The sequence below is a fragment of the Jiangella ureilytica genome (assembly GCF_004348545.1).
Classification (GTDB): Bacteria; Actinomycetota; Actinomycetes; order Jiangellales; family Jiangellaceae; genus Jiangella; species Jiangella ureilytica.
In genome coordinates this window covers 34,383-55,068 of sequence record NZ_SMKL01000028.1, presented here as the reverse complement: position 1 = coordinate 55,068, position 20,686 = coordinate 34,383, and the positions used below count along the sequence as shown (strand labels likewise).

The 20,686-nt window shown below is 73.7% G+C and carries 12 protein-coding genes; 6 read left to right on the top strand and 6 right to left on the bottom strand.

What is annotated here, in order from left to right; all coding sequences use genetic code 11:
• The first annotated feature begins 144 nt into the window (after positions 1 to 144).
• The 3 genes from E1212_RS14260 to E1212_RS14250 are packed head-to-tail and all read left to right on the top strand — an operon-like array spanning position 145 to position 10,892.
• On the top strand, positions 145 to 6,933 hold the full coding sequence (locus E1212_RS14260; protein ID WP_131983540.1) for a DUF6603 domain-containing protein: 6,789 nt from the start codon (positions 145 to 147) through the stop codon (positions 6,931 to 6,933).
• On the top strand, positions 6,933 to 10,574 hold the full coding sequence (locus E1212_RS14255) for a hypothetical protein (RefSeq protein WP_131983538.1): 3,642 nt from the start codon (positions 6,933 to 6,935) through the stop codon (positions 10,572 to 10,574). The genes E1212_RS14260 and E1212_RS14255 overlap by 1 nt, the downstream gene beginning before the upstream one ends.
• 9 nt (positions 10,575 to 10,583) lie before the next feature.
• Positions 10,584 to 10,892 carry a DUF3817 domain-containing protein gene (locus E1212_RS14250; RefSeq protein WP_131983536.1) on the top strand — a complete coding sequence of 103 codons (309 nt, stop codon included), beginning with the start codon at positions 10,584 to 10,586 and terminating at the stop codon, positions 10,890 to 10,892.
• A gap of 229 nt (positions 10,893 to 11,121) precedes the next feature.
• On the opposite strand, the gene sigJ is transcribed toward E1212_RS14250, so the two are convergent.
• From sigJ to E1212_RS14225, 5 genes are all read right to left on the bottom strand, one after another.
• The gene (sigJ, locus tag E1212_RS14245) at positions 11,122 to 12,015 is read right to left on the bottom strand and encodes an RNA polymerase sigma factor SigJ (RefSeq protein ID WP_131983534.1); all 894 of its coding nucleotides are present in this window, start codon (positions 12,013 to 12,015) and stop codon (positions 11,122 to 11,124) included.
• 29 nt (positions 12,016 to 12,044) lie between these two features.
• Positions 12,045 to 12,797 (bottom strand): SDR family oxidoreductase, encoded by a 753-nt coding sequence (locus E1212_RS14240; protein ID WP_131983532.1) that lies wholly within the window; start codon positions 12,795 to 12,797, stop codon positions 12,045 to 12,047.
• 214 nt (positions 12,798 to 13,011) lie between these two features.
• Positions 13,012 to 14,874 (bottom strand): calcineurin-like phosphoesterase C-terminal domain-containing protein, encoded by a 1,863-nt coding sequence (locus E1212_RS14235; protein WP_131983530.1) that lies wholly within the window; start codon positions 14,872 to 14,874, stop codon positions 13,012 to 13,014.
• A 176-nt stretch (positions 14,875 to 15,050) separates the two neighbouring features.
• On the bottom strand, positions 15,051 to 16,283 hold the full coding sequence (locus E1212_RS14230; protein ID WP_131983528.1) for an NAD(P)-binding domain-containing protein: 1,233 nt from the start codon (positions 16,281 to 16,283) through the stop codon (positions 15,051 to 15,053).
• Positions 16,284 to 16,829 (bottom strand): OsmC family protein, encoded by a 546-nt coding sequence (locus E1212_RS14225; RefSeq protein WP_131983526.1) that lies wholly within the window; start codon positions 16,827 to 16,829, stop codon positions 16,284 to 16,286.
• A gap of 98 nt (positions 16,830 to 16,927) precedes the next feature.
• Here E1212_RS14225 and metX point away from each other — a divergent pair, with 98 nt between their 5' ends.
• From metX to E1212_RS14210, 3 genes are read left to right on the top strand one after another with little or no spacing between them, the layout of a single operon-like run.
• On the top strand, positions 16,928 to 18,127 hold the full coding sequence (gene metX, locus E1212_RS14220; RefSeq protein ID WP_131983524.1) for a homoserine O-acetyltransferase MetX: 1,200 nt from the start codon (positions 16,928 to 16,930) through the stop codon (positions 18,125 to 18,127).
• Positions 18,124 to 19,437 carry an O-acetylhomoserine aminocarboxypropyltransferase/cysteine synthase family protein gene (locus tag E1212_RS14215; RefSeq protein ID WP_131983522.1) on the top strand — a complete coding sequence of 438 codons (1,314 nt, stop codon included), beginning with the start codon at positions 18,124 to 18,126 and terminating at the stop codon, positions 19,435 to 19,437. Before metX ends, E1212_RS14215 begins: the two co-directional genes overlap by 4 nt.
• Entirely contained in the window at positions 19,434 to 19,928 is a 495-nt protein-coding gene (locus tag E1212_RS14210) for a CoA-binding protein (protein WP_131983520.1), read from the top strand. Before E1212_RS14215 ends, E1212_RS14210 begins: the two co-directional genes overlap by 4 nt.
• Here E1212_RS14210 and E1212_RS14205 read toward each other — a convergent pair.
• Positions 19,900 to 20,625, bottom strand: a complete 726-nt coding sequence (locus E1212_RS14205; RefSeq protein ID WP_131983518.1) for a helix-turn-helix transcriptional regulator — start codon at positions 20,623 to 20,625, stop codon at positions 19,900 to 19,902. The two genes, E1212_RS14210 and E1212_RS14205, sit on opposite strands and share 29 nt — an antisense overlap.
• Between the last annotated feature and the right edge of the window lie 61 nt (positions 20,626 to 20,686).

Genomic DNA, 20,686 nt, shown 5'->3' with positions numbered 1-20,686 from the left:
CACCGCGCTGCGGCGACGTACCGGCCACCGCTCGCGGACCGGCGTGTCGTCCCCCGTTCCGGAACAGGTGGTCGCCATGGGGTTACCAGGTCGCCCGTTTTCTGGTAGATCACCCGGCAAGGCGAAACCTTCGGGGGGGCAGGTATGAGCCTGTGGGACGACATGCCGTCGTCGCTGAAGAGCGGCGGCAAGCTGGACTCTCTGGAGCCCGTGCTCGACAGCGTCGACACGCCGGTCGAGTCCGAGCGCGCCGAGGACGACGGGTTCACCTGGCGGATCTGGACGACCACCGCCGGCGGTGACCAGCCGCTCAGTGTGGATCCCGCGACCGGGTCGTTCAGCCACAGCCCGAGCGCGGCCATCAGCACCGGGACGCCGATCGTCTTCCCGGACCCGAGGGTCGGCCTCGAGCTCGGCCTGCGGCTCACCGGGCCGGGCGGCGATCCCGACGGTACCGTCCGGCTCGTCATCGACACGCCGGGCCCGTTCGTGCGGGTGCCGTTCCTGCGCGGCGCGAAGCTGGACGCGCAGGGCCAGCTGCGGGCCGACCCCGACAACCCGGACGTGCGTTTCACGTTGCCCGCGCTGCGGGTCCGGCTGCTGCGCCCGGCGGGCGGGGGCATGAAGGTCGACCTGCTGAGCAGCACCATCGGCGGCACTTCGCCCCAGGACCAGATCTTCGACTTCATCCGCATGGAGCCGCGGCACGCGCTGATCGGCCCCGGCGAGGTGGTCGGGTTCGCGTTCCGCAGCGCCACCCTCGACCTGACCGGCGAGGCCGGGCCGGCCGGGGTGCCGGCGAACGCGCGCACCCAGCCCGACGAGTGGCAGGGCCTGTACCTGCCCGAGGTGCGGCTGTTCGTCGCGCCGAGCGGGCTGGAGGGCCTGGCCGCCAACGCCGGCGTGCGCGACCTGTGGATCGGCGTCGGCCGGCACGCCGGCGTCACCGGCCTGTTCGAGGCCGAGGTCGTCAACCGCGGGCAGTCGCCGACGGTGCGGCTGGCGTTCCAGGGGCCGGCGGGGGAGTGGTATCCGGTCCAGGACGGCGACCCGGTGCTGAACCCGGTCGAGCTGCCGGACTCCGCGACGCTGTACGTCTCCGCCGGCGGCGGGCTGGCGCCGTACGCCTACCGCGTGCTGGTCGACGGCGCCGACCCGACCACGCTGGACCGGCGCACCATCCTGCTGCCGGCGACGGACACCATGACGCTGGACGTCCGGGTCAGCGACGCCGGCCTGCACGAGTACACCCGCACCATCACCGTCCGAAGGGCCACCCCGTCCGGCGGCGGCGCACCCACCTCGCCGCCGTCGGACCAGGTGGTGCCGCGGACCGTCACCAGCACCGGCCACCGGGTCGTCGTCAGGTCACAGACCGTGACCCATGCCACCGTCGCGCTCGAGCCCGACGACGGCGGCACCGTCGCGTGGAGCTGGCCCGGCGGCAGCGCCGGCGGGCCGACGGCGCAGATCCCGGTGGCGGCCGGCGCGACGGTGACCGTGACGGCCACGAGGACGGTGACGGCGGCGACGGTCGCGCCGTTCAGCATGTACACGCTGTTCAACCACCCGGCGGCGACGGAGTTCCCCTCGCCGCCGGCCAACGACTGGACCCGCAACCCGCTGAACGTCGGGACCGCGGCGGCGTCGTCGCGGACCGGCTGGGGGAGCGTGCCGTCGTTCCTGAGCGCGGACTCGCTGGCCCGGCTCGGGCAGCTGCCGAAGAACACCCCGATCACGGTCGAGGGCTTCGCGTCCTACGAGAACAAGGACGACGCCGGCACCGTCGAGCACAACCAGGAGCTGAGCGAGCGCCGTCGCGACGCCCTGATCCACCTGCTGGAGACCCACCCGGACCTGAGCTTCACCGCCGTCAGCGCCGGCACCGCGCACGGCCACGGGACGGCGCAAGGGTCGACGGCGCCCGCGCCCGGCGCGTCGGACTGGTGGCGCGCGACCGCCACTCCGGCGTCGGCCGCCGACACCACCGAGACCATCACCGCAGAGCTGAAGCGCCCGCCCGCGCCCGACGTCACCGACGTCGACCCGGAGCCGCAGCGACCGCTCGTGCCGGACTGCTTCCGCAAGATCGGCATCCGGGTCGAGCTGATCCGCGGCACGTTCGTCCGCGCCGAGGTCTACGGCGAGTTCGACGTCCGCACCGCCGCCGAGGCCCGGCTCGACGAGCACACCAGCGACGAACTGCCGGCCCGGACCAACCCCAGCGACGGCATCTGCACCTTCCTGGTCCGGCTCCGGATCGCCGAGGACCGATCGTCCTGGCTGGCCGGCGCGGAATTCCGGGCGATCGAGGGCGACCTCGACGGGCTGGCGAAGGTCGAGCGGTCGGCGACCGGCTCGAACACCGCGCTCGACGTCCTGGGCGCCGTCGCCGCCCTGTCGCCGCTGCTGGCCGCCGCGACCCCGCCGAGCCCGACGGCGGGTGAGCTGGTGCCGCTCGTGGTGCTGGGCAGCGCGGCGGTCGGGCTCGGCGCCGCCGGGCGGATCCAGACCCAGTCGGTGATCCTGCGCGGCGGCGAGCTGGTCGTCACCGACGGCCTGGTCGACCCGGCGACCGGCAGCGGACCGACGACGACGCAGGTCAGCGTGCTGCTGGACCTCGAGACCGCGTTCTCGTTCGACCTCGGCTTCATCCGCGTCGACCCGGCCAAGCCGATCGTCACCCGCTACAAGGCCGTCGGCGTCCGCAGCTCGTGGGACACCGAGACCGACGGTGACGGGACGGTCGAGTACGTACCGCTCCCGGTCTTCGACCCCAGCCGCGGCTACACCGTCGACGTTCCGGCCGGGTCGCTGGCCGCCACGCCGCCGCTGGACTCGTTGCTGCGGGTGCTCGGGGTGAAGGTCAGCCGGCTCAACCCGACCTACCTCGAGGTCGAGGTCGGGCTCGGTGTCGACCTCGGGATCGTCGAGGTCGACACCGTCCGGGTCCGGCTGCGGCTCGACGCCGCCGAGGCGCCGCAGCTGACCAAGCTCGGCGCGACGCTGGACATCCCCGGCGCCATCCACGGCACCGGGTACCTGGAGATCACCGAGTTCGGCTTCAAGGGCGCGTTCGACCTGACCTTCCCCTCGGTCGGGCTGCGTGCGGCGGCGATCCTGGCTCTGGAGAGCCGGGCCGGGACGACCGGCGTGCTGGTCGGTGCCGAGGTGGAGTTCCCGGTGCCGCTGCCACTGGGCAACTCCGGCCTGGGCATCTTCGGCTTCCTCGGCGGCGTCGGCGTGAACTACCGCCGGCTGGAGCCGCCGGGCGTGCAGGCGCCGGCGCTTCGGTGGCTGGAGGCGCAGCTCACTCCGGCGCGCGGGTTCAACGTCATGCACCCGGCCGGCTGGGAGCTGTCCGGGGGCTCGTTCGCGATCGCGGCGGGCGTCATGCTCGGCACGGCCGAGGGCGGGTTCCTGCTGCACCTCAAGGGCATCGTGCTGGTCGAGGTGCCGGGGCCGCGGCTGCTGCTGATGATGAAGGCCGACGTGCTGAGCCTGCCCCCGGTGCTGAAGTCGCAGAGCAGCGCGACCTTCCTCGCCGTCCTCGACCTCGACTTGGGCCGCGGCACCATCACCATCGGCATCGTCGCCGAGTACGACGTGGTCGACCTGCTGCACATCCGGGTCCCGGTGACGGCGTTCTTCGACCTGCAGCAGTCGCGGAACTGGTTCATCGACCTCGGCAGCTACACCGACCCGGTCACCGTGCGGGTGCTCGACGCCTTCAAGGGCACGGGCTACCTGATGATCCACGGCGACGGCACCACGCTCGCCAACCCTGAGCTGCCGATCGTCACCAGCGGTCTCGCCATCGCCGTCGGCTTCCACCTGCAGTGCGTCCTCATGGGCAGCAAGGCCGTCGGGCTGTACTTCGAGGTCGCGGCCGGGTTCGACGCGCTGGTCTTGTTCGAGCCGTTCGCCATCGGCGGCACGATCTACGCCCGCGGCGAGCTGCGGCTGTGGGTCGTCGGCGTGTCCGCGAAGGCGGAGCTGACGGTGCTGGTCGGCCGCCAGCTCGAGAACGGCGTCGAGGTCGAGCGGACCTACATCCACGGCGAGGTGTGCGGCAAGGTCGACCTGTTCTTCTTCGACATCGAGGGCTGCATCGAGCTGACCATCGGCGAGTCCGAGCCGTCGCCGCCGCCCGCGCCGCCGCTGGTCGCCGGCGTCTCGCTGGTCAGCCGCTCGCCCGCGCTGGTCGAGGGCAGCGCCACCGACCGCGCCGTCGACGGCAGGCTCGCCGACGCGCTGGACGAGGACGACGCCGGTCCGGTGCCGACGGTGCCGCTCGACGCCGTGCCGGTGGTGCTGTTCGACGTCCCGCCCATGGTGGCGGCCGGCGACGTCGTGCTCGGCGGGCAGGCGCGCGGCGAGTCCGGCGCCGGCGCCGACCCGTGGGTGCGCCGCGCCGACCGCTGGTGGCGCTACCAGGTCACGCGCGTCGAACTGCTCGGCGACCTGCAGCCGGACCCGCCCGCCGGCAAGACCCCGGCGACGTGGTGGGCCCGCGACGCGCCCGGTCAGAGCCAGTTGGGCCCGGCGCTCGCGCTGCTGTCCTGGCTGCCGACGCCGACCCCGCGGGCCGTGCCCTACGGCGAGAGCCTGACGACCAGCGTCCGCGAGCGCTGGGGGCACGTCTGCGCCGAGGTCGCGCCGCCCGCCTTCGTGCTGTGGACGTTCGACGGCAAGCCGCCGGGCCCGAACCCGGCCGGCTGGCGGCTCGACGGCGTCGCCTGGCCGGACCCCGACGGCGCCTTCCGGACGGCGGACGTGCGGGCCGCGCTCGGCGTCACCGAGGCCTGGCGCACCGGCGACGCCGTCGCCGACCTGCTGCAGGGCACCGACCCGGCGATCGTCGTCGGCGACGCCGTGCCGTGCCCTCAGGGGCGGATCCGGCTGGTCGAGTCCGTGCACGACTGGGACGCCGGCAACCCGCTCGAGTACGGCAACGCCGCCCTGCCCACCAGCGGCGACGCGCTGGGCGACGTCGTCGAGCTGATGGCGGCCGGCGCGTCGCTGGCCGACCTCGCCGCCACCTGGGTCGACACCGCCTGGGACAAGGAGTTCTCGCGCACGCCGCTGCGCTGCCAGGGCCGGGTGTTGCGTTCGCCGTCGGGCGACGAGCCCGAGCCCGCACCGGACGCGCCCGAGGACGAGCGCGAGCTGGTTAAGAGAGTGTGGGACGAGACCGGCTTCAGCCCGTCGGAGCTCGCCAACTGCCTGCGGCTGCGCTGCGACGACGGCGTAGAGGCGCTCGAGCTGCTGCTGCTCGTCTCCGAGCGGATGCTCAACGAGGGCCTGAGCGTCGTCTGCCGCGACGCCGACGGCACGGAGGTCGGACGGCAGCCGGTCACGCCGGACTCGATGGTCACGTCGTCGAACCCGCTGCCCGCCGACTGGACCGACCCGGACGGGCCGTGGGCCGACCCGATCGAGCGGGCCGGCCGGCTCGCCGCCCGCGTCGTCGCCAACCAGCGCGACCTGCTGCTCTGCCGTGTGATCGTCGACGTGCCGGGCCAGGTCACGGCGGTCGAGATCGGCGCCGGCCGCGGTGAGGAGGACCTCGTCGCCACGCCGTACTGGCTGATCGCCGCCGTCGGCCTCACCGGCGCCGAGCGGTTCCGCTACGACTACGACAGCCGCGTCGTCACCACCGAGCGCGACCTGCTGGAGTCCACCGTCAGCCAGGACCCCACCGACGTCGCCCTCCTGGTGCCGTCGCGGCAGTACACCGTGCGGGTCGGCTGGCGTGCGGAGTCGGTACAGCAGGAGGCCAAGCCGTCGGCCACCGCTCAGGAGAACTGGGGCGCGGAGCAGGTCCAGGACTTCCGCTTCGGCGCCGACGGGCCGGACGAGGCGCCGGCCGACCTCGGTGGCTGGCTGCTGGCCAGTGCGCCGTCGATGAACGAGACCGGCGTGCTGTGCGCCGAGCCGATCCGCATCGCGCTGGCCACCCAGAACGTCACCGCGCTGTTCGACGCCTACGGCGAGGAGCTGCGGGTCGGCGTGCAGGCGGCGTCCGGCCACCATCCCGAACCGCCGGGCGGCGGGCCGGCCGGCGGGGCGCTGACGTTGCCGACGGGCCTCGGCGGGGTGCTGGGGTCGTTGACGCCGGCGCTGGCCGGGGTGATGACGCCGTGGCAGCAGGCCGTCACCGAGCTGCTCGACGAGCTGCCGTGCACGTCGTCCAGCGGTAGCAGCGCGTACGGCACCATCGTCACGCTGCCGTACGACCTGCAGCCGCTGACCGACTACCTCCTCGACATCGAGGCCGTGCCGAAGAACGCGCCGGCCGGGGCCACAGGCCGGCGCGTGCACCGCGTCGGCTTCACGACGTCGCGGTTCGGCACGGTGGGGGAGCTGGCGCAGCTGGTCCGGCTGGCGCCCCGCGAGCAGCGGCTGGTGCCGTCGCCGGCGGCCCTGGGCACGCTGCCGGTCGCGCCGGCCGGCGACGTGCTCGACGCCGCCTACCAGGCGGCCGGGCTGGCCGTGCCGGAGGTGCCGCGCTACCCGGTCGTGCACGTGCTCTGGTCGGGCGACGCGGTGCCGCAGCCGGTCGCCGTCGTCGTCGAGAGCAGCGAGGCGATGTGGCGGTCGCGCCCGGTGCCGACCGTCGTCGCCGGGCCGCCCGATCCGTCCGCCGGCCCGGGACACCAGTGGTGGGCCGCGGTCGAGGCCGACTGGCTGTCGCTGCAGCCGAGCACCGCGGTGCCGGCGGGCGGTGATCCGCCGCGGGCCGGCATCACCCGGCTGGTCCGCGGGCCGGGCGGGACGCGGGCGGTCGTGCTGCTCGCGCCCGGGTCGCGCGGCGCGGAGCTGCGGCTGGACCTCGTCGTCCCCGGCGATGCGCTGGCCGGCAGCGCCGAGCAGCGGGCCGAGGCCCTGCGGATCGTGCTGGACGCGGCACCGTGGGAGGTGGAGGACTGATGGCCCGTCGCATCGCCTGGCCCTATTGGTTCCGGGCCGAGTCGGCCACGCTGGTCTGGCCGGTCATCGCCGATCAGCAGCTGGCCCAGATCCGCCAGCACGGCGTCGACGTCCGGCCGCGCGTCCTGGAGCGGCTGAAGACCATCCGCGAGCTGCGGCCCACCGAGATCCAGCTGCGCTGGGCCTGCGCGAAGGAGCTGGGCGTTCCGGCCGAGCCGTTCGTCGTCTGGCGCCGGCAGCGCCACGACGAGCCGCGCGAGGTCGACGTCCGGCAGCGTCGTGCGCACGGCGGGCTGGCGCTGTCGTGGGGCCGGGTCGCCGCGTACGTCGAGGTCGAGTGCGACGTCGTCGACCCGACCCGTGCGGTCGGGCTGCTGGTCACCCGCGGCGGCATCGGGCTGCGCGAGACCGTCGGCGCCGACGCCGTCCCGTCCGGCGGCGGGCCGCGGGTCACGCTGACGGTGCGCTGCTCCGGCGGCACCCGGGCGCTGCTGGTCAACGGGTTCAACCCGAGCGTCCGGATCATTACGCTGCAGCGCGTGCTCGAGGACGACGCCTGGAAGGCGTTCGAGCGCGTCGGCCTGCCGGTCGACGACCCCTGGCCCGGCACGTCGTACGACACCCGCGAACAGGGGCTGGCCGACGACCCCGTCGACCCGGTCGAGGCGGCGATGCGACGGCTGCAGCGCGGCGGGCCGCCACTCGGCTGGTACCCCGTCACCAGCACCGCGCGGACCGCGCCGCTCTGGGTGCCGCCGGACTACGAGCGGCTGCTCAAGGAGGTCCGCGGCGAGACGCTGCCGCGGATCGAGCGCATCTACCGGCCGGCGATGCCACCGCATCAGCAGCACCTCGTGCTCGACACCGGGCCGGTCGACGGGCCGGAGGGGTCCTCGCTCCCCGCGACCGCACAGCTGCCGCCGTTGTCGCTGCTCACGCTGCCCGCGGCCGGCGACCCGTTCCTCGCGCTGGCGCTCGGGTTCGGCACGTCGTACCTGCAGGAGCCGCGTGAGGGGCTGCCCGCCGTGGGCGGCGACGACCTCATGGTGACCGCCGACTACACCGACCTGCCCGACCGCAGCGGACCGGCGACGATGGCGGCGTACGTGCCGTCGGCGCCCCGGCACGTCTCGACCGCGACGCCGACGACGGTGACGGCGGTGCGCGACGGGCTGGGCGCGCCCGAGACCGTCGACGGGCCGTGGCGCGAGACGATCCGGGTCTCGTGGGACCGCCCGGAGCCGACGGCCGCGCTCGGCCAGGGGACCGGCGCGGCGCTGGCCCGGTTCGCGTCGCTGTCGGAGGTCGAGGCGGAGTGCCTGCTGCCGGTCCGCGCGGCCGGCGACTTCCGGCCGCTGCTGCCGGTGCCGGACGGCCCGCCCGACGACCCGGCGTTCCGCCGCACCGGCATGGTCGACGCGGTCGCGGCGATCCCGATCGGCAGCGGCGGGCGGCAGCCCGGCTACCCGGTCGCCTGGCAGGACGTGTTCGGCGTGTGGTCGCGCTGGCAGGACGCGCTGTACGCCGGGACCGAGCCGGACCCGCCGCGGCCGCGAGTCATCGCGATGGCGCTGACGTCGGTGTTCGCCGGTTCGTCGCTGTGTCCGGCGACGCTGGAGCTCGAGCTCGCCGTCGGCTGGGAGGAGCGGACGCCGTCGGCGCTCGAGGTGCGGGCGGTGCTGTTCCCGATGCTGTCGTCGACGACCTCGCCGCCGGCCGGCGTGACGCCCTTCGGTGCGGCGCCGCCGGGGTGCTTCCGGCGCGACGCCATCCTGTCGTTCAGTGGCGCTCAGCTGGTCGGCGGGCCGGGCCTCACCGTCGAGCACCTCGACTCCGCCGGCGAGAACGTCGTGGCGCCGGGTCCGGCACAGGGTGAGGAGGGGCGGCGGTACCGGCTGCGGTTCGCCGTCCCCGTGCTGGACTACGCCACGACGTCTCGCTGGGGGATCGCGCTGTGGACCCGGACCCAGCTGCTGATCGGCATCCCGTCGGGGCTGTCGCCGTCGGCCGGGACCCCGGCGCTGACCAGCGCGGCCAGCCCGGTGCCGGTCGCGCCGATCCCGCCGCCGCTGCCGCCGGGCGTGCCGATGGGCAGCGCGCCGGACGCGCAGGGCCGGTCGCACGCGCGGGTGCACTGGTCCGTGCCCGGCGGGGCCGATCTGGACCCGTCGCGCGGCGTGATCGTGTGGGAGGTCGCCGAGACGTCGCTGCGCCAGACCGTCGGGCTGGCGCCGCGGGCGCCCGAGGGAACGCTGCCCGGCGTGCGGCTGCAGCAGCTCTGGGACGCCTACGACGCGCTGGCGCCGGACCGGCGGCGGGCGCTGTTCCGCCGGCTGACGGTGCTGCCGGGCTCCGCGCGCGAGACCGACGTGCCCCTGCCGAAGGGGTCGACGGACATCCACCTGTTCACCGTCACGACGCTGTCCCGCTCCGGCGTCGAGTCGCCGTGGCCGGCGCCGTCGGCGGGCCAGGACGCGCACGACCATCTGCAGGCGGTCGCCGCACCGCGCCTGAGGGCGCCGTCGGAGCCGAGGGTCGCGTCGGTGCTCGGTGCCGGCGGGACGGTGACGTTGTCGCTGTCGTCCTCGAGCCGGATCCCGGTGCGGGAGTTCCGGGTGTTCCGGACCCGGTCGGCCGTGGCGGCACGGTCGTTCGAGTCGATGGGCCCGCCGTTCGCCGTCGTCCCGGCGGCGCCGTCCGGCTCACTGGCGTACGCCGCGGAATGGTCCGGGCCGTTCGACGCGTCCTGGGACGACTGGTTCGTCCGCGCGGTCGCCGTGCCCGTCGACGCCGTCCCGGTCGAAGCGGTCCGCGGCCGCCCGTCGCCCGCCTGCGAGCCGGTGCTCGTCACCGTCCTGCCGGCGGCCGGGCCCGATCTGGCGCCGCTGGTGGCCCTGCCGCTGGGTGCCGGCTCGCTGGTGCTGGTGACCACGTCGACGGCGGCGCCTTCGCGGCCGGTGGGGCTGGGCAGCCATCGCGTGTCCGTGGCGGTCTCGGGCCCGGGCGCGGGCGGTGTGACCGATGTCGCGCCGGTCCCGCTGGAGGCGGTGCCGATCGGGCCGGTCGCCGACGGCGCCGGCGGCCCGCCCGCCGGCGCCGACCCCGGCGCCGTCCTCGTCGCCGGTGCGCGGTCGGGCGGCCGGACGCCGCTCGCCGTCTGGCTCACCCGCCCCGACCCGCACCAGCCCCTCGACGTCGTCGTGCGGCTGGCCGACCCGCTGAGCCGGCTCACCGAGCAACGCGTCACCGTCCCGCCGGTCGCCGACTCGCCGCCGTCGCTCGAGCTGATCGACGTGGTGACGATCGTGGGCCGCGGTGTGGTGCTCCGCATCCGCTCCGACGCCGACATCGAGGCCGAGCCGCCGTACGTCCTGCTCGTCCAGGCCCAGCGGACCCGCCGTCCGTTCCCGATCGCGCCGCTGCCGCCGCCCGTCCGCGCCCGCTTCGAGCTCGACGACATCCCGACCCGGCCCGGCGGCTTCCCCTCCGGCACCGTCATCCAGGCCGTCCGCGTCACCACGGACGAGCCGCACGAGTACCAGGTGTTCGTGCAGCTCGCCCCGCCGCTGCTCGTCACCCTCACCCTCGCCGCCCCGGACGGCGAGCGGGCCCAGGTCGTGGTGCCGGTGCCGGGACCGTAGGGTGACGGGGTGAGTGCTGCTCTTCGGTGGTTCCGGATCGCTGCGATCGCCGAGGCCGTGTCCTGGGCCGGCCTGCTCGTGGGGATGTTCTTCAAGTACGTCGTGGTCGAGAACGAGATCGGCGTGCAGGTCTTCGGGCCGATCCACGGCGTGGTCTTCCTGGCCTACGTCGGCACGGTGCTCATCGCCTGGCGGGCCGAGCGGTGGAGCTTCGAGACCACCATGCTCGGCCTCGCGTCGGCGATCCCGCCGTTCATGACGGTGTGGTTCGAGCGCCGGGTCATGAATCGAGCAGCGGCGGCCGCAGAGGCTCCCTAGGGTGTGTCTCCCAAGTCCATGGCCTACTGCGCGACGCCCAGGCGCCGCCTCGCTGCGTTCTCGTCGGTCGTCATAGAACCCCGCTATGACTCCCTCCTCGGCCTTGCGAGGCATCCGCCTGGACGCCGCTCGCTACGGCCGAGACTTGGGAGACACACCCTAGCCCGACCGGCATGCCGGCGAACCGGTCGTACCGCGAGGTGCTGCGCGACCGGCGCGTCGCCCGGGGTCAGCGGGCGGGCGGGGCGAAGCGCCGCATCTTGTCCGGGTTGACGACGAAGAAGACCCGCTCGACCCCGCGCTCCGTGGCGTCGAGGGCGAGGATCGCCAACGGCGCGCCCGCGCCGTCGGCCACGAGCACGCCGGCTCCGCCGTTGATGTCGACGACGGTGAACGTGGCAGCGTGCCAGTACTTGCGCAGGATGTTGTCGAGGAACAGGACCACCCGCTCGGAGCCGTGCAGCTCGACCTTCGACGCGTGCACCTTGCCCCCGCCGTCGGCCCGGGCGACCGCGTCGTGGGTGAAGAGCCGCTCCAGTTCCTCGAGATCGCCGTTGCGCGCCGCCGCGACGAAGGTCTCGACCAGCTGACGGCGCACCGCCGGCGGCGCGGGCGCGGACCGGCCGGACTCCAGTGCCTGCCGCGCCCGCCGGGCCAGCTGCCGGGCGTTGACCTCGGTGATCTCGAGGATCTCGCCGATGTGCCGGTAGGAGTAGTCGAACGCCTCGTGCAGGACGTACACCGCCCGCTCGGCCGGGCTGAGCTTCTCGAGGAGCAGCAGCACGGCGAGGTCGAGCGCCTCGGCCCGCTCCGCGCCCAGCGCGGGGTCGTCGCTGGTGTCGACGGGCTCGGGCAGCCACGGCCCGACGTAGGTCTCGCGGCGCGCGCGTGCCGACGTCGCCGCCGTCAGCGCCAGCCGGGTCGTCGTGGTGGTGAGGAACGCGGCCGGGTTCTGCACCTCGCGGCGGTTGGCGCCCTGCCAGCGGATCCAGGCGTCCTGGACGATGTCCTCGGCCGCGGCGACGCTGCCCAGCATGCGGTAGGCGATGCCGAACAGCTGCGGGCGCACCTGGAGGAAGTCCGCGACGTCGGAGTCGCGGACCTCGTCCTCGTCCCCGGCCACCCGCTCACGATATACGCGACCGGCGGCGGCTACCTCGCGGGCTGGGCGGCCTGCCAGTCCGCGAGCCGGGTGGCGCCGAGCTGTGCCTCGCCGGCGGGGACCAGCGTGGTCTCCTCCAGCGTGGCGCCGAAGTAGCGCGCCGACGGGTCGGTACGCACCTCGCGCGGGTCCTGACGGGCCGCGAGCGTGGTGCGGACGAGCTCGTCGAGCCGGAACCGCTCCGGCCCGGCGATCTCCTCGATCCCGTTCAGCGGGCTGCCGACGGCGACCCGGGCGACCGCGGCCGAGACGTCCTGGGCGGCGATCGGCTGGATGTCGGCCGGCGCGAGCCGGACGACGCCGTCGTGGGTGGCGTCGTCGGTGATGCCCGCGATGAACTCGAAGAACTGCGTCGCGTGGACGATCGAGTACGGCACGGCGGACTCGGTGATCAGCTGCTCCTGGACGATCTTCGCCCGCATGTAGCCGCTCTCGGCCAGCCGCTGGGTGCCGACGACGGACAGCGCGACGTGGTGCCCGACGCCGGCCTTCTCCTCCGCGGCGAGGACGTTGCCGGTCGCGGTCCGGAAGAACTCCAGCGCCGGCTCGGCCTCGAACGACGGCGAGTTCGACACGTCGACGACGACGTCGGCGCCGTCGAGCGCCTCGGCCAGCCCCTCACCGGTGAGCGTGTTGACGCCGGTGTCGGGTGCGGCCGGCACGGCCTCGTGGCCCTGTTCGGCGAGGATCGAGACGACCTTGGAGCCGATCAGGCCGGTGCCGCCGATGACGACGATCTTCATGGTGCTGCCTTTCGCGAGGGTCTGCGGCGGTCGGTGACCGCCCTACGCCAAGACGACCGGACAGCCCGCCGAAGCGTGACAGCGGGTGAGCGGCGTCACCCGCACCGCGTGCGACGGCGGCGGGATGCAGCTGCCCTCGGCGGGCTCGACGGCGGTCGCGTGAGCGTGGGGCGGGGCCGCCGCCCGGCACCGCGGCGGCCCCGTCCCGGTGGGGTCAGCGCTGCTCGACCACGCGGAAGGTCATGGTGTCGGTGAACGTGCGGCCGTACACGTCGGTCGCGGTGACGTGCGCCCGGTGCGTCCCGGCGCGCAGGTCGGCGGGGAGCTCGTAGCGCCACAGGTGCATGGTCCGGTCGGCGAGACTTCCGCCGTGCACGAGCTGCTCGGCGATGGCGGCCGGGTCGGAGTACTCCGGGCCGACCAACTGGTCCTCGCCGCGCATCGGCTGGGTGCGGACGGCCTGAGCCGGCCGGCCGTGGTCGAGGCGGACGCTCACCGTGGAGCCGGTGGAGCCCATGAAGAAGTTGGTGGTGAGCCAGGTCTTGCCGGCCAGGTCGGCCCGGTCGACGACCAGCGGGTCACCCAGTTCGGGCGCCGGCGTCGTGGGCTCGTCCTCGTCGTTCCACGCGTCACGGGCGACGTACCACTCCCGGTAGGTGGGGCTGTTGAGGCCGAGCTGGGTCTGCTCCCGGTCGCTCTCGCCGGTCACCGTGAACCGCTCCTGGAAGGCGGCGTCGTTCAGGTCGAGGGTGAGGACGCCCGGCCGGCCGCCGTCACGCTGCAGCGCGGTGGGGTAGCCGTCCTCGGTGACCCGGCCGGAGAACCAGTCGCCCGCGATCGCGCCCGCGGTCAGGTGCGGGAAGGGCAGGCCGTCGATGCCGAACAGGTCCTTCCACCCCTTCATGAGGTCGCCGGTGCGCATGTTCTCGATCGAGTGGCTGTGCCCGGCCAGCGCGACCGCCTTGCGGCCGTGCAGCAGCGCGTACACCTCGCGGGCCTGGTCGACCTGGTGGATCATGCTGCCCTCGTCGGCGTAGTTCATCAGCCCGATGTGGCCGGCGATCACGATGAGCTTGTCGCGGTCGACCTTGGCCAGGTCGCGGCGCAGCCACTCCATCTGGGTGTCGTCGATGCGGCCGTTGTAGCGCGGCCGCGTGGCCGGGTTGTTGCACTCCGGGTGCCGGCCGTCGGCGTTGTCGACGTCCGGGGTGCACGGGTACCGGACGGTGTTCAGCGCGATGATGTGCGCCTCGCCCACGTCGTAGGAGAAGTACGCCGGCGCGAGCTGGGCCCGGAAGGTGTCGAACGAGTGCTCCGGCGTGGTGGCGTCGAAGTCGAGGTCGTGGTTGCCGGGAAGGAACCGGGCCGGCCCGTTGGTCTGGGCGGTCAGCTCCTTCACCTCGTCGTACAGCGAGAGGTCGTCGCCGACCACGTCGCCGAGGAAGAGGCTGCCGCAGCCCTGGTAGTCGTTGCGCCGCGCGAGGTCGCGGATGGCGCCCTTGCGGGCGTACTCGACCTCGGTGATGTTGTACGTCTGCAGGTCGCCGGCCATGATGCAGCTCAGCTGGCGGTCGTCGGTGAGCCGGCTCTCCACCAGCGGGAAGTTCACCGCGTCGGGGAGCGGGCCGGTGGGGGCGATGCCGCCGTAGCGCAGGGCGGGCGAGCCGGCGGGAAGATGGTTGTAGTGGAACTGCGCGACGTTGGACTCGTCGACCGGCACCTGGTAGCCCGCGGGCTGCGTGACGAAGACGGTCATGTTGTCGAAGACGGGGAGCCGGTAGCGGCCGCGCGAGTCGGTGGTGGCGATGTCGCGGCCGTTGGAGACCTCGACGCCGGCGAGACCGCGCTCGTTCCGGTCGTGGCGGCTGTCGCGGTCGCGGTCGACGAAGACGGTGCCGTTCAGCACCGTCGGGTCGGCGGGGCCGTCGTCACTGCGGACGACCTCGATCTGGCCTCGGTAGGCGGTCCGGTCCCAGTCCTGGTGCCGCCCGGACGCGGCGGCGCCGGGCGCCGCGACGGCCGCGCCGACGGCGGCGATGGTCGCCACCGCTACGAGGACGCGCTTTCTCGAAGACATGCAGGCTTCTCCCTGTTGTCGTCGGGTGCCGGCCGGGGGTGACCGGCCCGAACGACTCTTCCCGACAGGGCTGAATTCCTACCGACGAGATCGAGAACGCTGGAAATCGCCCACGAGAACCACGGTGGCGACTACTAGTGCGGATAGTTGTCACGGGCGCCGGGCTCGGCGGCGCCTCATGGGGAGGTCGCGAGGTGGTGCGCGAGGTGGGCGATGACCTCGCGGGCGTCGTCCTCGATGCCGTGGATGAAGGTCGACCGGCGGCGGCGTAGCACCGGCAGGCCGAGGGCGTACAGGCCGGGGCTGCCGACGACCCCGCCGGCGTGGCGGAGGCGGCCCTTCTCGTCGACCACGGGGACGTCCAGCCACGAGTAGTCGGGCCGGTACCCCGTCGCCCACAGGACGGTGCGGATCTCGCCGCCGCGCAGGTCCAGCTGCAGCCGCGGCGACGACGGCACGCGGGTCGGCTCGAACCGCTCGGACGGACCGGCCTCGGTCCCTGTGCCGGCCCACTGGTCGAACGTCGCGAGCAGCCGGTCCATCTTGAGGTCTGCCAGCGCGAACACGTTGCGCAGCCCGCCGGAGAACAGGGCGCGGCCGTCGCGCACCGCCGCCCACCGGCCGACCAGCTCGACGCCCATGGCGCTCAGCGCGTTGAGGTCCAGCGTCACCCGCTCCGGGGTCCCGACGAGCTGCGGCGACGGCAGCCGCCGGGCCCGAGAGAGGTCGTCGATCTCGTCGTGGCGCTGGTCCCAGACGCCCGACGCGTCCATCCACCAGAGCACGTCGCGGCCGCGGTAGGTGCGCGGCAGCCGGACGTGCTCGCCCACCGACAGCGTGACCGGCCGGCCCGAGCGGCGGATCTCCGCCGCCAGCTGGACGCCGGTCGCCGACGCGCCCACGACCAGCACGCCGCCGTCGGCCAGCGTCGAAGGGTCGCGGTAGTCGAATGGCGTGAGCTGCTCGATCTCCTTGGGGACGGCGGCCGCGAACGCCGGCACGGCCGGCAGGTTGCAGGCGCCGCTGGCGACGACCACCGTCCGGGCGTCGAGCGAGCCCTGGTTCGTCACCACCCGGTAGCCGTCGCCGGACCGGCGCACCGACGTCACCGTCGTCCCCGCCTGGACGGGCGCGCGCGACATCGACGCGAAGCGGTCGAGGAGCCCGACCACCTCGCCCATCGAGAGGTAGCCGTCCGGGTCCGGGCCGTCGTAGGGCAGCCCGGGCAGGCGGCTCTGCCAGTTCGGCGTGAGCAGCCGCAGCGAGTCCCAGCGCTCGTGCCGCCAGGAGTTCGCCACGTCGCCGCGCTCGAGCACGACGTGGTCGATCGACCGCTCGCTCAGGAAGTGGCTGGCGGCGAGTCCCGCGTGGCCCGCGCCGATGACGACCGTCGTGACGCGACCGGCCACTCAGGCGACCGTGACGGACACGTCCGTGGGGTTCGTGAGCGCGTCGAAGACGGCGGAGCGCTTCTGCGACTGCGCCACCAGCGCCTCGATCTCCTCCTTGGAGGCGTCGGCGTCGATCGTGAAGGTCACGCGGACGTCGTTGAAGCCGTTGCGGACGTCGCTGTCGGCGCCGAGGATGCCGCGGATGTCGTGGTTGCCCTCGACGGTCGCCTCGACGGAGCGCAGCTGGATGCCGCGGTTCTGCGCCACGGAGGCCACGCCGGCGGTCAGGCAGCCGGCGAGGCCGACGAGGAGGTACTCGATGGGCGTGATGCCGTTGTCCTGGGCGGCGAAGACCTCCGGGTGGTCGGCGTCGAACACCGCCTCGCTCTTGTGCGTCTGCTCCGCGCCGAGGCCGAAGAAGTTCTGGATCCGCGTCTGGCTGTGCACGCCGTTGCTCCACGTCGACTGCGCCCGCCACGTGAACTGGGCGGCCTCGGGCGCACCCTTCAGCACGTCGCGCGCGTCGAGCAGCGCCTGCACGTTGACCCCGTTGTCGATCGTCATCTCGCCGATGCCCCTCTCGCCGGTACCCGAGATTCCCTACGGTATTGCTGGACAATACACCGAGCGCGGCGAAAGGGGGACTGCTTATGATCGGACGCATGGCGCCGGCTTCGACCCTCGCGGCCGGCTCGGCCGGCACCGTCCAGACCCACTACCTCGACCTGCCGGCGCCTGTGCGGCTCGACTCCGGCGGCGAGCTGCACCCGGTCCGGGTCGCCTACGAGACCTACGGCACGCTCGCCCCCGCGCGCGACAACGTCGTCCTGGTCTGCCACGCGCTCAGCGGCGACGCCCACGCGGCCGGCTACTCGGCGTCGGCGGCAGCGGCCAGCACGCGCGACGGCTTCGGGGCCGACGACCGCGACGGCGCGGCCGGAAAGGCGCTGGGCTGGTGGGACGGCATGATCGGCCCGGGCAAGGCGTTCGACACCGACCAGTGGTTCGTCGTCTCGACCAACCTGCTCGGCGGCTGCCGCGGCACGACGGGTCCGTCGTCCACCGACCCGGCGACGGGGGAGCCGTACGGGCCGGACTTCCCGGTCGTCACGGTCGCCGACATGGTCCGCACCCAGCGCGCGTTCCTCGACGTCCTCGGCATCGAGCGGCTGGCCGCGGTCGCGGGCGGCTCGCTCGGTGGCATGCAGGCGCTGGAGTGGGCGGTGCTGTACCCGGACGCCGTCGACGCCGTCATCGCGATCGCCAGCACGCACGCGCTGCACCCGCAGGGCGTGGCCTGGAACGCCATCGCCCGCGAGGCGATCATGCGCGATCCCGCCTGGCAGGGCGGCCGCTACCACGGCACCGGCCGCGCGCCCGACGCCGGCATGGGCGTCGCCCGCATGGTCGGCCACATCACGTACCTCTCGGCGCGGGCGCTCGAGGACAAGTTCGGCCGGCGGCTGCAGTTCGCCGACGACGTCCGCTACACCCTCACCGAGCCGGAGTTCGAGGTCGAGAACTACCTGCGCCACCAGGCCGCGTCGTTCGTGCAGCGCTTCGACGCCAACACCTACCTGACCATGTCGCGGGCGCTCACCTACTTCGACCTGGCCCGCCAACATGGCGACGGCTCCCTCACCCGCGCCCTCGACGGCGTCGCCGCGCGCACGCTGCTCATCGCGTTCAGCTCCGACTGGCTCTACCCGCCCGTCGCGTCCGAGGAGCTGGCCGGCGCACTCACCGAACTGGGCAAGGCGGTCGAGCTGCACGTCATCGACGCGCCGTACGGGCACGACTGCTTCCTGCTCGAGGAAGCCCGCCAGACCCCGATCATCCAGCAGTTCCTGGAGGGACAGTGACCGACCGCGTCGAGCAGGACCGCGTGTTCGGGTTCGAGACCCGGCAGCTGCACGCCGGGCAGCGGCCCGACCCCAACACCGGCGCCCGCGCCGTGCCGATCTTCCAGACCACCAGCTACGTGTTCGAGGATCCGGAGTCGGCGGCGGCGTACTTCAACCTGCAGGAGTACGGCAACACCTACTCCCGCATCATGAACCCGACGGTGGCGGTGTTCGAGGAGCGCGTCGCCAACCTCGAGGGCGGTGCCGGCGCGGTCGCGTTCGCCAGCGGCATCGCCGCCCAGGCCGCGGCGCTCTTCACGCTGCTCGAGCCCGGCGACCACGTCGTCTCGTCCTCGGCGCTCTACGGCGGCACGGTGAACCAGCTCAAGCACCTGCTGCGGAAGATGAACGTCGAGCTGACCTGGGTCGACCCCGACGACGCCGGCGCCTGGCGCGCGGCCGTCCGCCCGAACACCAAGGCGTTCTTCGCCGAGACCATCGGCAACCCGGCCGGCAACGTGCTCGACATCGAGACCGTGGCGGCCATCGCGCACGAGCACGAGCTGCCGCTGATCGTCGACAACACCTTCGCGACGCCGTACCTGTGCCGCCCCATCGAGTGGGACGCCGACATCGTCGTCCACTCCGCCACCAAGTTCATCGGCGGCCACGGCACCAGCATCGGCGGCGTGGTCGTCGAGGCCGGCACGTTCGACTGGTCCAACGGGCGCTACCCGGTGGTGGCCGAGCCCTCGCCGGCCTACCACGGGCTGAAGTTCCACGAGACCTTCGGCATGTACGGCTACCTGATGAAGCTGCGCGCCGAGACCCTGCGCGACCTCGGCGGCGCGATGTCGCCGTTCAACGCGTTCCTGTTCCTGCAGGGGCTCGAGACGCTGTCGTTGCGCATGGAGCGCCACGTCGGCAACGCTCGGGCGGTCGCGGCCTACCTCGAGGCGCACGACCTGGCGTCGAACGTCACCTACGCCGGGCTGCCGTCGAGCTCCTACCGGCCGCTGGTCGAGAAGTACCTGCCGCTGGGCGCGGGCGCGGTGTTCTCGTTCGACTGCGCCGGCGGCCGCGACGGCGGGCAGGAGCTGATCCGCGGGGTGTCGCTCTGGTCCCACCTGGCCAACGTCGGCGATGCGAAGAGCCTGGTCATCCATCCCGCCAGTACCACCCATCGGCAGCTGAGCGACGACGAGCTGACGGCGGCCGGCGTGGCGCCGGGGACGGTGCGGCTGTCGGTCGGCACCGAGTCGGCCGACGACCTGATCTGGGACCTCGAACAGGGCTTCACCGGCGTGCGGAAGGTGGCGGGCGCGTGACCGGCCTCGATCTCGACCTCACGAGGTACCAGGACCCGCTGACGATCCAGCGGGTCCTCCACGGCGCGAAGACCATCGCCGTCGTCGGACTGTCCAGCAACGAGCTGCGGGCCAGCTACTTCGTCGGCTACTACCTGAAGCGCCACGGCTACCGCGTCGTCCCGGTGAACCCGCGCGAGACGTCGATCCTCGGTGAGACGAGCCATCCGAGCCTCCTCGACGTCCCGGAGCCGGTCGACATCGTCAACGTCTTCCGCGCGCCCGACGCGGTGCCGGGCATCGCCCGCGAGGCCGTGTCCATCGGGGCCAAGGCGCTGTGGTGCCAGTTCGGCGTCATCAACGCCGAGGGTGCGCAGATCGCCGAGGACGGCGGCCTCACGGTCGTGGTCGACCGCTGTCTCAAGGTCGAGCACGCCCGCTACGTCGGCCGCATGCACTGGCTCGGGTTCAACACGCACCGCATCACGTCGGTCCGCGCCGGCCTGCAGTGAGCAGGACGCAGCAGCGGCCCGCGGCGGGCTCGAGGCGGGCCTCGAGGGTGCCGGGCGCCAGCTCCTCCGCCAGCGCGGCGAGCAGTGCATGGTTCATGCCGCAGATCAGGGCGGTGTGCGTCTGCGCCAGCGGATGGAACGGGCAGTTGGCCAGCTCGACGGTGTGATCGTGCCGGCGGGGTTCGTACCCGTGCCGGCCCAGCGTGTCGGCGGCCAGGCGTAGCGCCCGGTCCGGATCCGCGGGCTTCGGCGACAGCGTCGCCGTCGCAGCCGCCGTCGTCGCCTCGGCGAGGCGACGGCCGTGCTCGCGGGCGGCGCTGGTCAGGGCGTTCTCGACGGGGGTGCCGGTGGCCGCGGAGTCGCTGATCGCGCGGGCCATGAGCTCCGCGGCCAGCTCGTAGCGCCGGTCCGGCAGCGAGACGGCGACCCGTGCGGCCGCGCGCCGGTAGAGCTTCGCCGGCCGGCCCGCGCCCGGACCCGTGCGGCCGGTCAGCCGGGCGTACTCGACGTCGAGCAGGCCGGCCTCCTCGAGCCGGTCGAGGTGGAACTTGGCCTGGTGGCGGGGGAGCTCCAGCGCAGCGGCGGCCTGGTCGCGGCCGACGGCCTCCGGCTGGGCGCAGACGTAGAGGTAGAGCGCGCGCCGGGTGTCGTCGGCCAGGGCGCCGATGCCGGCGACGTGATCCTCGAACTCGGCCACGGGCGCTCCTCGCGTCGTATCGAACGGATCCCTTGACGATAGACCAGCGTGATTCTAACGT

Coding starts and splice junctions, on each gene's coding strand:
- E1212_RS14255 (WP_131983538.1), top strand. CDS start 6,933: ATGGCCCGTCGCATCGCCTGGCCCTATTGGTTCCGGGCCGAGTCGGCC.
- E1212_RS14240 (WP_131983532.1), bottom strand. CDS start 12,797: ATGAAGATCGTCGTCATCGGCGGCACCGGCCTGATCGGCTCCAAGGTC.
- E1212_RS14235 (WP_131983530.1), bottom strand. CDS start 14,874: ATGTCTTCGAGAAAGCGCGTCCTCGTAGCGGTGGCGACCATCGCCGCC.
- E1212_RS14225 (WP_131983526.1), bottom strand. CDS start 16,829: ATGACGATCGACAACGGGGTCAACGTGCAGGCGCTGCTCGACGCGCGC.
- E1212_RS14260 (WP_131983540.1), top strand. CDS start 145: ATGAGCCTGTGGGACGACATGCCGTCGTCGCTGAAGAGCGGCGGCAAG.
- metX (WP_131983524.1), top strand. CDS start 16,928: ATGGCGCCGGCTTCGACCCTCGCGGCCGGCTCGGCCGGCACCGTCCAG.